The sequence below is a fragment of the Herbinix luporum genome (assembly GCF_900070325.1).
Taxonomy (GTDB): Bacteria; Bacillota; Clostridia; order Lachnospirales; family Lachnospiraceae; genus Mobilitalea; species Mobilitalea luporum.
The window spans coordinates 1,667,598-1,680,281 of record NZ_LN879430.1 but is presented as its reverse complement, the minus strand read 5'-3'; the positions used below and the strand labels follow the sequence as shown (position 1 = coordinate 1,680,281).

The 12,684-nt window shown below is 38.0% G+C and carries 9 protein-coding genes; 8 read left to right on the top strand and 1 reads right to left on the bottom strand.

What is annotated here, in order from left to right; translation table 11 throughout:
* The first annotated feature begins 9 nt into the window (after window positions 1–9).
* From SD1D_RS07830 to SD1D_RS07820, 3 genes are all read left to right on the top strand, one after another.
* Window positions 10–1,602 (top strand): MBOAT family O-acyltransferase, encoded by a 1,593-nt coding sequence (locus tag SD1D_RS07830; RefSeq protein ID WP_058258389.1) that lies wholly within the window; start codon window positions 10–12, stop codon window positions 1,600–1,602.
* A 58-nt stretch (window positions 1,603–1,660) separates the two neighbouring features.
* Entirely contained in the window at window positions 1,661–2,740 is a 1,080-nt protein-coding gene (locus SD1D_RS07825) for an SGNH/GDSL hydrolase family protein (RefSeq protein WP_058258388.1), read from the top strand.
* 97 nt (window positions 2,741–2,837) lie between these two features.
* Window positions 2,838–3,398, top strand: a complete 561-nt coding sequence (locus tag SD1D_RS07820; RefSeq protein WP_058258387.1) for a hypothetical protein — start codon at window positions 2,838–2,840, stop codon at window positions 3,396–3,398.
* Between the two features lie 82 nt (window positions 3,399–3,480).
* On the opposite strand, the gene SD1D_RS07815 is transcribed toward SD1D_RS07820, so the two are convergent.
* Entirely contained in the window at window positions 3,481–4,509 is a 1,029-nt protein-coding gene (locus SD1D_RS07815; RefSeq protein WP_058258386.1) for a DUF2804 domain-containing protein, read from the bottom strand.
* Window positions 4,510–4,723: 214 nt separating this feature from the next.
* Here SD1D_RS07815 and rlmD point away from each other — a divergent pair, with 214 nt between their 5' ends.
* From rlmD to SD1D_RS07790, 5 genes are all read left to right on the top strand, one after another.
* A complete protein-coding gene (gene rlmD / locus SD1D_RS07810) occupies window positions 4,724–6,160 on the top strand; it encodes a 23S rRNA (uracil(1939)-C(5))-methyltransferase RlmD (RefSeq protein WP_058258385.1) in 1,437 nt (478 codons plus the stop codon).
* A 320-nt stretch (window positions 6,161–6,480) separates the two neighbouring features.
* The gene (locus SD1D_RS07805; RefSeq protein ID WP_058258384.1) at window positions 6,481–6,669 is read left to right on the top strand and encodes a helix-turn-helix domain-containing protein; all 189 of its coding nucleotides are present in this window, start codon (window positions 6,481–6,483) and stop codon (window positions 6,667–6,669) included.
* A gap of 1 nt (window position 6,670) precedes the next feature.
* Window positions 6,671–8,263, top strand: coding sequence for a class I SAM-dependent DNA methyltransferase (locus tag SD1D_RS07800; RefSeq protein ID WP_058258383.1), 1,593 nt, complete (start codon window positions 6,671–6,673; stop codon window positions 8,261–8,263).
* Window positions 8,260–9,432: a restriction endonuclease subunit S gene (locus SD1D_RS07795; protein WP_058258382.1), complete on the top strand. Its 1,173-nt coding sequence runs from the start codon at window positions 8,260–8,262 to the stop codon at window positions 9,430–9,432. Before SD1D_RS07800 ends, SD1D_RS07795 begins: the two co-directional genes overlap by 4 nt.
* 11 nt (window positions 9,433–9,443) lie before the next feature.
* A complete protein-coding gene (locus tag SD1D_RS07790) occupies window positions 9,444–12,659 on the top strand; it encodes a type I restriction endonuclease subunit R (RefSeq protein ID WP_058258381.1) in 3,216 nt (1,071 codons plus the stop codon).
* Window positions 12,660–12,684: the final 25 nt, after the last annotated feature.

Sequence of the window (12,684 nt, the reverse complement as noted above, 5' to 3'; positions counted from 1 at the left end):
GGGGCATTTATGCTATTTACATCTTATGAATTTATAGTATTTGTACTTGTATTATTTGTAATTTATTATATTGTACCTAAGAAAATCCAATGGATGCTACTCCTTCTGGGCAGTTATGTCTTTTATAGTTATGCAGGGATACAGTATCTGGCATATATTATTGCTACAACTATAACTACTTATTTTGCCGGTAGGAAAATTGCCCAGCTGCAGACTGTGGGAGCTGAATATATAAAAGCAAATAAGGCAGAAATGTCCAGGGAAGAAAGAAAGGCTTATAAAGCTAGAAATAAAAAAATCCAAAGAAGATTGCTAATTATTTGTATGTTATTTAACTTTGGTATTCTAGCTGTATTAAAGTATTCTGATTTTACCATACTTAACATAAATTCTGTTTTTGATTTGTTGGGTATTGAAAGAAATATCCCTGTCCTTGGTTTTGTCCTGCCTCTTGGTATTTCCTTTTATACTTTTCAAACCATGGGCTATATTATTGATGTATATAGGGAAAAGTATGCTCCTGAAAAAAATATTTTTAAACTGGGATTATTTATATCCTTCTTCCCACAGTTGATTCAAGGGCCCATAAGCCGTTTTGATGATTTAAAGGAAAGCTTATTTGAGAAGCATTCTTTCGAGGCAAAAAAGATATCTTTTGGAATGCAAAGAATCCTATGGGGATATTTCAAAAAGCTGGTGGTAGCTGATAGATTATTGGTGGCAGTTAACACCATTGTTAGAAATCCTGAAGAGTATCAGGGAGTATATGTACTGGTAGGTATGTTTTTCTATGCCATTCAGCTATATGCGGATTTTACCGGCGGTATAGATATTGCCATAGGTGTGGCTGAAATATTTGGAGTAAGGCTTAAGGAGAACTTTGAAAGGCCCTATTTTTCAAAATCAATTACTGAATACTGGAGGAGATGGCATATTACCTTAGGAACCTGGTTTAAGGATTATATGTTCTTCCCCATATCAGTAAGTAAATCCATGCTTAACTTATCTAAAAAATGCAGAAAGCTTTTTGGAGATGCCATTGGGAAAAGAATACCTGTATACTTAGCCACAATAATAGTATGGTTTACAACAGGTATTTGGCATGGAGCTGCTTGGAACTTTATAGTATGGGGATTATTAAACTGCTTGGTAATCCTTATATCACAAGAGTGTATACCTCTCTATAACAGGTTTCATAGTCGTTTTAACGTTATAAATACTTTTTGGTACCGCTTATTTCAGGTGGTTAGAACCTTCTGGCTAATGAGCTTTTTACGTACCTTAGACTGCTATAGAAATGTTCCTACTACATTTAGAATGTATGGTACGGTATTTACAAAATGGAATTGGAATGAATTATTTAACGGCGGCCTTGCAGGCCTTGGCCTAAATCTGTCTGATTATATTGTCTTAATCCTGGCAGTCTTACTGATGTTATATGTAAGTTTGGCTTCAAGGTCAATCAGCTTTAGGGATAAGCTTGCAGCAAAACCTTTACCTGTAAGGTATGTGTCTTATTTTGCATTGATAATATTTATTCTGATTTTCGGTGCATATGGTGTCGGATACGATTCCAGTCAGTTTATTTATAGTCAGTTTTAAAATAGACATTTATAGTGAAACCGGGTATTGATATTGTAAGGAAAGGCTGGTACCGGTCATGAAGAAAAAAGTACTGATAAATATAATAGCGGTGTGCTTACTGCTTGGTGTTATTTTCTTTCTACAAGAATTATTTATGCCAAAATATATGTCAGAAATCCCGGAAGGGAACCTAATAGAAGAATATTATAAAGAAGAGAAGAAACACGATGTAATTTTTATAGGGGATTGTGAGGTGTTCTCTAACATATCCCCCATTACTTTATGGGAAAAATTCGGAATTACAAGCTACATAAGGGGCAGTGCTCAGCAGCTTATCTGGCAATCTTATTATCTGCTGGAAGAAACCCTTGAATATGAGAAGCCCAAGGCTGTAGTGTTCAATGTTCTTTCTATGAAATATAATGAACCACAGAAGGAAGCATACAATAGGCTTACTTTGGATGGTATGAAATTGTCAAAACATAAAATAGGGGCAATAAAAGCTTCCATGATGGAAGATGAGGATTTAATTACCTATATATTTCCCTTACTCAGGTATCATTCTAGATGGAATGATATTAAGGCCGAGGACTTTAAATATTTATTCGGTAAGGATAAAGTATCCCATAATGGTTATCTTATGAGAGTAGATATAAAACCTGTAGGCTATATCCCTAAAGGTAGAGTATTAGGTGATTATAGCTTTGGAGATAACAGTTATTATTACCTGGATAAGATGACCAAGCTTTGTAAGGACAATGATATTGAATTAATCCTGATTAAGTCTCCCAGTGTTTATCCGTATTGGTATCCTGAGTGGGACATGCAGATGGTAGAATATGCAAAAGAGCATGATCTGACTTATATCAATTTCCTAGAGCTGGCAGATGAGATGGGGATAGACTATAGTAAGGATACCTTTGATGGGGGCCTGCATCTTAATCTGTCCGGTGCTGAAAAATTCACCACTTATTTTGGTGAAATATTAAGAAATGACTATAATCTGCCTGATCATAGGGATGAAGTAGAGTATCAGAAGATTTGGCAGGATAAGGTGGATTTCTATTATGCCATGAAAGAAGATCAGGAAAGGGAACTTAAAGAATATGGATATCTAAAAAGCTACGGAGCAGTTGCCCAGACCATAGGTGATTAATATTAAGAAAACATTTGACAAATACAGTAATTTAGAATAATATATTAGAATATAATGTCAATTGGTTTTTAATATTAAGAAGAACAGGAGAGTAATTATGAAAAAAATATTTATTTTTATATTAGTATCTATATTAATGGTAGGATGCGGTAAAAAGGATAATACTGATAATGTGGAAAAAAATGATCAGACAACAGAGAATAAAGGACAAGCTGATGAGAATAAGGATAGTACACAGGTTGAACCATCAGGATTTGTTTTTAAACACAATGGTATAGAGATATATATGAATACTGATGTTGCACCTGTAATTGAAGCTTTAGGTGAACCTTTGCATTATTTTGAGTCTGAAAGTTGTGCATTTAAGGGATTGGATAAAGTATATACCTATGGAGGATTTGAAATTTCAACCTATCCTCTAGATGGGAAGGACTATATCTCCTCTATAGATCTTAAGGATGATACAGTTAGTACCACGGAGAATATCAGCCTAGGTTCAACAGTGGAAGAAATGATTTCTGTTTATGGTGAAGACTACACCCAATCAGCAGGAGCATACACATATGTTAAAGAAGAATCTAAGCTTCAATTTGTAGTAAATAATAATGATGAGATAATTGGAATTACTTATTTGGCAATTGTAGAAGGATTAGAATAATATAGTTAAGTTTAAAGACATAAAAGCAGGAGATTGATTTACTTAATCTCCTGCTTATTTTTCACTTATTGGTGGCTAGTAATTACCATCTGTTTTGCACTCTTTCTGCAAATCCAAGAAATTCTTTTAGATAAATAACGGTTCCGTCATCTAGGATTGCCCTGCCGCTAAATTTACCGAATACCTGGTGCTGATTAGTAGATATTAATAGTAAAGGAAGCCTAAAAGTGCGATCTATAATAGGTATAAATATCATTTCAATTCTGTGATCCGAGGAGGTAATTGTCCAGGGCTTAAGATAATCATATTCATCCTTAGATTTTTTAGGTATATGAAATGTTACATTCTCCAATTTGCTGGCTTTACCGTTATAAAACAACATATTTTCCGTGGCATAGGAGTTATCACCGAAACCGTATCCTAAGTTAAAGGCAAATATTTTGCCGGAAATTTTACCTGCGGCAGCACTCCAATACCAAGTGCTTTTATATGGCCAAACACCCCTACCCCAGTCATGGATGGCAAAGGAGTCTAAAGGTGAGAAACCATAGTTTTCCTTTTGATATCGGACATAACCGGAAGCTCTGAAACCAATGATTTTTCTGTTGTAGTAAAATTTACATTTATCATTGAAAAATGGTGTTGCAATGACCATGGAATCTTTAGGCTCATTATAAAGAATAAGGGAAATATCAAGTTCCGATGATTTGTTGCACTTATATTTTTTAAGCAATAATATTCTAACATTATCCTCAACCATAAAAGACAAACGGATAAATCTGTCTTTATATATGATATTACCTTTCCTTGAATCTTGAGGTAACTGAAATTTACTGGGTAGGATTCTTATGGAGCTTTTATTTATTATTTTGTATTTACTTAAATCAATTATTGATATAGTAATTAGAATTAGATTTAGGCTTTTTCCTATAGTTAGACCTACGGCATACTTCTTATTATAAATTAAATAATAATCCCATTCCTTAAGACGATGTTTTGCGGCTACATGTTTTCTACGATATTTTAAGATTGGGGCTTTAGCATATCCCTTTTGAATTAATTGGCCTTTTTTGTTTAAAAGATTAGACGGTTTTGTAATTTCCCGCTGCATTTATTTATCCCCCGCTTGATAACTTTCTTTATATCATATGCAGCTAAAACTAACATAAGCCATGAAAATGATAACTTTACAAAGTATTGGCTTATCCTTATAATTAGACGTGAACTCATAAAACATAATAATAAAGATAGAAACTATAAAATCAGGAAGGGAGAGAAAAGGCTTTACATTGACAATTTAGTCATATGTTTAGGCCATTATATATATGAAAAAAGGACAGATTTATGAAGGAAGAGTAGTTAGGGTGGATTTTCCTAATAAGGGGATAGTTGATATAGATGATAGAAAGGTAATTGTTAAAAATACTATACCTGGACAGAAAATTCAATTTGCAGTAAATAAAATTAAAAAAGGTAGAGCAGAAGGAAGACTTAAGGAGGTACTGGAAAAGTCGCAGCTTGAAACAAGGGATGCAGCTTGTAGTGTATTTGGTGATTGCGGAGGGTGTAATTATCATACTCTTTCCTATGAGCAGCAGCTGGAATTAAAAAAAGAACAGGTCAAGGGACTAATAGATGGGGTATGTGAGGATTATGTCTTTGAAGGAATTATAGGTAGCCCTATTGAATGGGGATATCGTAATAAAATGGAGTTTTCATTTGGAGATGAATATAAGGATGGCCCCCTTTCTTTGGGACTCCATAAAAGGGGAAGTTTTCATGATATCCTGACTACTGATGATTGTGCTATTGTAGATGATGATTATAATAAAATTTTATCCTGTGTGTTAAATTACTTTAGAAGCAGGGGTATTAGTTATTATCATAAGCTTACCCATAAGGGTTATCTTAGACATCTGGTGGTAAGAAAGGCTGTAAAGACTGGGGAGATACTGATTAATCTGGTTACTTCTTCTCAGTTTAGCAATGAAGTAAGTGATGAACTTGTATTAGGTTGTGAGGATGAGATTGCCGGTAGAAAAGAGATAAAGACAGAGGATGAGAAAGAAGTACTTGATGGTATGACAAAATCCCTTTTAGATCTTAATTTAAAAGGAAGTATTACCGGTATTGTTCATTCCTATAATGACAGCAAAGCGGATGTGGTTTTAAGTGAAAGAACAGATATTTTGTATGGTAGGGATTATATATATGAGGAGCTTTTAGGATTAAGATTTAAAATATCTGCATTCTCTTTTTTCCAGACCAATTCTCTTGGAGCGGAAGTTTTATATACAAAAGCAAGAGAGTATGTGGGTAATACCAAGGATAAGAATATCTTTGACCTTTATAGTGGTACGGGAACCATAGCACAGTTGTTGGCTCCGGTGGCAAATAAGGTGACCGGTGTTGAGATAGTGGAAGAAGCCGTGGAAGCTGCGAAAGAGAATGGGGCTTTAAATGGCTTGAGTAATTGTGAATTTATAGCTGGGGATGTGTTAAAGGTAATTGATGAATTGAATGATAAACCGGATATTATTGTTCTGGATCCACCAAGGGAAGGAGTGCATCCTAAAGCTTTGGGTAAAATTATTGATTTTGGGGTTGAACGTATTGTCTATATTTCTTGTAAACCCACATCATTGGTAAGAGATTTGGAGGTGTTGCAAGAGGGAGGTTATAAGGTGGAGAAGGTGTGTGCTGTGGATATGTTTCCACAGACGGTGCATGTGGAATGCGTAACATTGATAACGCGGCTGTAAGCCTTGATTTTACTGGATTTTCGGAAGCACATCCAAGTTGTCTACTCGACCTAAAGGTCCAAAATTCGTACGCGGAAACATATCGACGGGTGATTTTACAGGCAAAAATTTAGCTTAAAATTGGTAGGGTTGAGTTGACAGATTAGATAAAGGGCATTTTTCATAAGGTTGAGGAGACAGGATGGATGTACATTTAATGCAGGTATACTCATTTTCTGAAAATACATTATTTATTATGTATAAAGTTGTAATATGTTGAAATTGTTCGTTTCTTCGCATATAATAAAAATTGGAATTTTGTGTTCTGCGAGGTATTCATAATGGATTACTTAACGACAAAACAAGCTGCTGAAAAATGGAATATATCCCTGCGCAGAGTTCAAGTTTTATGCGAACAAGGGCGCATTAAGGGCGCTGTGCGCTTGGGTTGGGCATGGGCGATACCAAAGGATGCTGAGAAACCTGCGGATTTGCGGATGAAAAAAGATAAAAATAGAGGAGTAGAGTAGAATGGCAAAAGTTAAAAAATCAAAAAATGAAGTAAAAGAACAACCTATCGAACAGGTACTTTGGGCAGCTGCGGACAAGCTCCGCAAAAATATGGATGCTGCGGAATATAAGCACGTTGTTCTCGGGCTTATTTTTTTAAAATACATATCAGACAGTTTTTATGATTTATATTACAAACTTAAAGAAGGCAAGGGCGAGTACGAAGGAGCGGACCCTGACGATCCCTATGAGTATCGTGCGGAAAATGTATTCTATGTGCCACCGCAGGCACGCTGGGATTATCTTCAAAGTCGAGCCAAGCTGCCGACGATTGGCAAAGATATAGACGAAGCTATGGAGGCCGTAGAAAAGGATAACCCATCCCTCAAAGGCGTTTTGCCGAAAGAATACGCAAAAGAAAAGCTGGACAAGCAGTCTCTCGGTGGTCTGATTGATTTGATTGGTACGATTGCGCTTGGTGACAGTGTTTCTAAATCAAGTGATATACTGGGGCAGGTATATGAGTATTTTCTTGGACAGTTTGCCCTTGCAGAAGGTAAAAAAGGCGGACAGTTCTATACGCCCCGTTCCGTAGTACAGTTGCTTGTTGAAATGCTCGAACCTTACGAGGGCAGGGTTTTTGACCCTTGCTGCGGCAGTGGCGGTATGTTCGTTCAAAGCGAGAAATTCGTTGAAGCTCACAGAGACCACTATAACGGAAAATCAAGAGAGATTGACAAGCTTTTCGAGCGTGTTGTTTCTATCTATGGTCAGGAAAGCAACCAAACAACATGGCGGCTTTGCAAAATGAACCTTGCCATACGAGGTATTGACAGCACCAATGTTTTGTGGAACAGCGAAGGTTCATTTTTAAACGATGCTCACCCCGACCTTAAGGCTGACTTTGTAATTGCCAATCCGCCTTTTAATGACAGCGACTGGAGCGGAGAACTTCTGAGGAATGACGGTCGCTGGAAGTATGGTGTGCCGCCGGTATCCAATGCAAACTATGCATGGATCCAGCACTTTTTGTATCACCTTTCGCCCAAAGGAACCGCCGGCTTCGTTATGGCTAAGGGCTCCCTTTCGTCAAAAACAAACGGCGAGGGAGAAATCCGCAAAAACATTATTGAAGCCGGGCTTGTAGATTGTATTGTAAACCTGCCGGCAAAGCTATTTTTGAACACCCAAATTCCCGCATGCTTATGGTTCTTGTCAAGGGAAAAGGAAACAAATCCGAACCACCCGCGCCGGAACAAGATTTTGTTCATCGATGCGCGGAATATGGGAACATTGATAAACCGCAGGACCCGTGAACTAACCGACGAGGACATCAGTAAAATTGCCGATACATATCACAACTGGAAAAAGGACGACGGCTCCTATGAGGACATCCCCGGCTTTTGCAAGTCCGCAACGCTTGATGAGGTGCGGGAACTCGATTATGTGCTGACCCCTGGCAGGTATGTCGGATTGCCCGAGGAAGAGGATGACTTTGATTTTGAGGAACGTGTAAAAAAATTGACTGCCGAGCTTAAAGAGCAAATGGAAGAAAGCGCAAAGCTGGATGAGAGAATAAAAGAAAACCTTTTAAAAGTGGGGATTGAGCTATGACGGAGTGGAGAGAACAGAAATTATCCGATTTTATGGATTTTAATCCTTATACGCCTTTATCTAAAGGGATTATTGCAAAAAAAGTAACAATGGAAAAATTGATTCCGTTTAATAGAAAGATCCAAGGATATGAAGATGCTGTTTTTTCAGGTGGAACAAAATTTAAAAATGGCGATACATTAGTAGCAAGAATAACGCCGTGCTTAGAAAATGGGAAAACAGCTTATGTAGATTTTTTAGACGATGAAGAAGTTGCTTTTGGGTCAACAGAATTTATTGTTCTTAGAGCCAAAGAGGGAATTTCAGACTCAAGATTTATTTTTTATTTTGCTATATCGGATGAGTTTAGGGATACTGCTATCCAACTTATGTCTGGAACTTCCGGCAGGCAAAGAGTAGATACTGAAGCATTAAAACGAAAAGTATTTACTCTCCCCCCTCTTCCCGAACAAAAAGCAATTGCTGAGGTTTTATCCTCCCTTGACGATAAAATCGACCTTCTGACAAGGCAGAATAAAACATTGGAGGATTTGGCACAGGCTTATTTTAGAAAATGGTTTATTGAGGATGCGAGTGATGAATGGGAAGTAGGCAAAGCTGAAAATTATTTTGAAATTGGAATTGGTAAAACACCACCACGAAAAGAGGAACATTGGTTCTCAAAAAATAAAGATGATGTTGTATGGATTTCCATATCTGATATGGGAAAGTCAGGTATGTTTATTGGTGATAGCTCAGAGTATTTAACAGAAGATGCGGTAAGAAGATTTAATATTAAACGTGTTCCCAAAGGGGCCATAATATTAAGTTTCAAATTGACTGTTGGCCGTGTTGCAATTGCTTTGCGTGAATTTACAACAAATGAAGCCATCGCTCATTTTATATATAAAAATGATTATGAGAGAGAATATTTATATTTCTATCTTAAAACGTTTGATTATTATTCACTTGGAAGTACTTCCTCAATCGCAACTGCAGTAAACTCAAAAATTATTAAAGATATGCCTTTTATAATGCCTAATATTGAAGCACTACAAAAATACCATAAGATTGCGGCACCTATATTTTCAAAAATAGAATATAATACTAATCAAATTCTGACCTTACAAAAACTTCGCGATACCTTGCTTCCCAAGCTTATTAGCGGCGAAATCCGTGTAAAAATGTGAGGTGCTAAAATATGCCTAAACTTTGTGAATCTGAAATTGAAAAAATGGCGATAGAAGAACTAGCTGGATTGGGTTATACATATCTTTCCGGTCCGGATATAGCACCGGATGCACTTTTCGCCGAGCGCAACAGTTACAGTGAAGTTCTGCTAAGAAAAAGACTGACCGATGCGGTAGTGCGTCTTAATCCCAACCTTTCCTATGATGTGGTTTTGGAGGCAGTAAATAAAGTTGCACGCATAAGTTCTTCAAATCTGGTAGCAGACAATGAAGCATTTCATAAAATGCTGGTTGATGGTGTGCCTGTCGAATACCGCAAAAACGGATATATAGTTGGCGATTATGTAAAGCTTGTGGATTTCTCGGAAGATGGAGTCGACAACAACGAATTTCTTGTAGTCAACCAGTTTACCGTCATTGAAAACAATAATAATAAGCGGCCTGACATTCTTCTTTTTATCAACGGTATTCCTATGGTGCTGTTTGAACTTAAAAATCCGGCCGATGAAAACGCCACCATTCGCAAAGCTTATGATCAAATCTGCACATACAAGGCCACCATACCAAGTCTTTTTACATACAACGAGATATGTGTTATTTCCGATGGGCTGGAAGCTAAGGCAGGTTCGTTAACTGCTCCGTTCTCACGTTTTTCAACGTGGAAAACCAAAGATGGACTAAATGAAGCGTCCAAGTTTGAAGATCAGCTTACTACCCTGATTCACGGATTATGCAATAAGAAAACCTTGCTCGACTATATTCGTAATTTTGTAACCTTTGAAAAGAGCAGAACCGAGGACAAAGAGACAAAGATAATAAAAGTTGAAACAGTCAAGAAAATCGCTGCTTATCACCAGTATTATGCGGTTAATAAGGCTGTAAAAAGCACTATTGAAGCGGCGAAAGCTGGTGGTAGCAAAAAAGCCGGTGTTATATGGCATACTCAAGGATCCGGAAAATCCCTTTCTATGGTTTTTTATGCCGGGAAACTGGTGCAGACCCTTAACAATCCAACTATAGTTGTTATTACGGACAGGAATGATTTGGACGACCAGCTATTTGATACCTTTGCCGGGAACAGCGACCTTCTGCGCCAGCCACCGAAGCAGGCAGAGAACTGTGAGCATTTGAAAGAACTGCTAAAGGTAGCATCCGGAGGCATAGTTTTTACCACTATTCAAAAATTCATACCTGATAATGACAGCTCGGTTTATGAGCTTTTGTCGGAAAGAGACAACATAGTTGTCATAGCCGATGAAGCACACCGCACGCAGTACGGCTTTAACGCGAAACTCAGAGATATAAAGGACGAAAACAATCAGGTTGTGGGGCAGCGTATAGCTTATGGTTTTGCCAAATATATGCGCGATGCCTTGCCAAACGCTACTTTCATAGGTTTTACCGGTACACCGGTAGAGAAGCAGGATGCCAACACGCCGGCGGTATTTGGCAATTACATTGATATTTACGATATTGCCCAAGCGGTTGAAGATAAGGTGACAGTTAAAATATACTATGAAAGCCGTCTGGCTAAAGTCAACCTCACCGAGGAAGGCAAAAAGCTGATTGAGGAGTTCGACAGGGAACTTGAAGAAGTAGATGAAAAAGACGAAGCAAAAGCCGCAAAAATGAAATGGGCAAAGCTGGAGGCTATTGTCGGGAATAAAGAACGCCTTGCCACTCTCGCAAAAGACATTGTTACGCATTTTGAGGATCGCCAAAAGGTTTTTGAGGGTAAGGCGATGATTGTTGCGATGAGCCGTAGAATCGCTGTTGATTTGTATAATGAAATCATAAAGCTTCGCCCTGAGTGGCATAGTGACGATTTGGACAAGGGTGTTATCAAAGTTGTTATGACATCTTCCAGTTCTGATGGTCCTGAAATGCAGAAACACCATACTACTAAGGAGCAGCGAAAAATGCTTGCACAGCGTATGAAAGATGAAAATGATCCACTGAAAATTGTCATCGTGCGCGATATGTGGCTGACTGGCTTTGACGTTCCATGCCTCAACACCATGTATATCGATAAGCCGATGAAGGACCACAACCTTATGCAGGCAATAGCGCGCGTAAACCGTGTTTTCAAGGATAAGCCGGGCGGGCTGATTGTCGATTATATCGGGATTGCCCCAAACCTAAAAAAAGCTTTAAGTTTCTATGCAGAGAGCGGTGGCAAGGGAGTACCTGCTGAAACTCAGGCAAGGGCTGTAGAAATAATGCTTGAAAAGCTTGAGGTTGTCCGGCAGATTTTACACGGATTTGATTATACGAGCTTTTTCAAAGCAGAAGTAAAGGACAAGCTTTCTATTATCCTTCGCGCTGAAGATTTTATTTTATCTACAGATGATAAAAAAGCGCGTTTTATTAAGGAAGTAACCCTCCTAAGCCAGGCTTATGCACTTGCCAAACCTGATAAGGCAACGGTTACACATGCAGAGGAAATAGCGTTTTTCCAAGCAGTTAAGGCAAGACTCACTAAATTTGAAACAAGCGGCGAAAGTGGCATAAATTACGATTCTGTCATAAAAAATATTGTTGATTCGGCTATTGTATCAGATGAAGTTGTAGATATTTTTGATGCTGCTGGTATTGAAAAGCCGGAATTGTCCATTCTCTCAGATGAATTCCTTATGGAAATTAAAGGGATGAAGCATAAAAATTTAGCCATTGAGCTGCTGAAAAAGATTTTGTCTGATGAGATAAAAGTACGTTCAAAATATAACCTGACAAAATCAAAATCACTTATGGAAATGCTCAGTTCAGCGCTTAAGCGGTACCAGAATAATCTACTTTCAACGGCTGAAATCATAGAAGAGCTTATTCGTATTGCAAAGGAAATAAGAGAAGCAGACAGACGAGGTGAAAAACTTGGTTTGTCTGAAGATGAACTTGCTTTTTATGATGCCCTTGAAACCAATGACAGCGCGGTTAAGGTGTTGGGCGACGAAACGTTAAGAACAATCGCCCGCGAGCTTGCGGACAAGGTGCGTAAAAATGCCACAATCGACTGGACGCTGAAGGAAAGCGTCCGCGCAAAACTGATGGTATTGGTTCGCCGGACATTAAATAAATACGGTTATCCGCCTGACAAACAGCAGCGCGCCGTGGAAACGGTCATGAAACAGGCCGAAAACTTAGCGGATATATGGGCTTCTCAAGGAGTGACGTATGATACAAGAAATTTATCAGATCTTCCAAAAGTAGCGGAAGAAATGAGTAATTAGAATTTGGGTGTTAGAAAGGTGTTGA

Coding starts and splice junctions, on each gene's coding strand:
- SD1D_RS07830 (WP_058258389.1), top strand. CDS start 10: ATGCTATTTACATCTTATGAATTTATAGTATTTGTACTTGTATTATTT.
- SD1D_RS07825 (WP_058258388.1), top strand. CDS start 1,661: ATGAAGAAAAAAGTACTGATAAATATAATAGCGGTGTGCTTACTGCTT.
- SD1D_RS07820 (WP_058258387.1), top strand. CDS start 2,838: ATGAAAAAAATATTTATTTTTATATTAGTATCTATATTAATGGTAGGA.
- SD1D_RS07815 (WP_058258386.1), bottom strand. CDS start 4,509: ATGCAGCGGGAAATTACAAAACCGTCTAATCTTTTAAACAAAAAAGGC.
- rlmD (WP_058258385.1), top strand. CDS start 4,724: ATGAAAAAAGGACAGATTTATGAAGGAAGAGTAGTTAGGGTGGATTTT.
- SD1D_RS07805 (WP_058258384.1), top strand. CDS start 6,481: ATGGATTACTTAACGACAAAACAAGCTGCTGAAAAATGGAATATATCC.
- SD1D_RS07800 (WP_058258383.1), top strand. CDS start 6,671: ATGGCAAAAGTTAAAAAATCAAAAAATGAAGTAAAAGAACAACCTATC.
- SD1D_RS07795 (WP_058258382.1), top strand. CDS start 8,260: ATGACGGAGTGGAGAGAACAGAAATTATCCGATTTTATGGATTTTAAT.
- SD1D_RS07790 (WP_058258381.1), top strand. CDS start 9,444: ATGCCTAAACTTTGTGAATCTGAAATTGAAAAAATGGCGATAGAAGAA.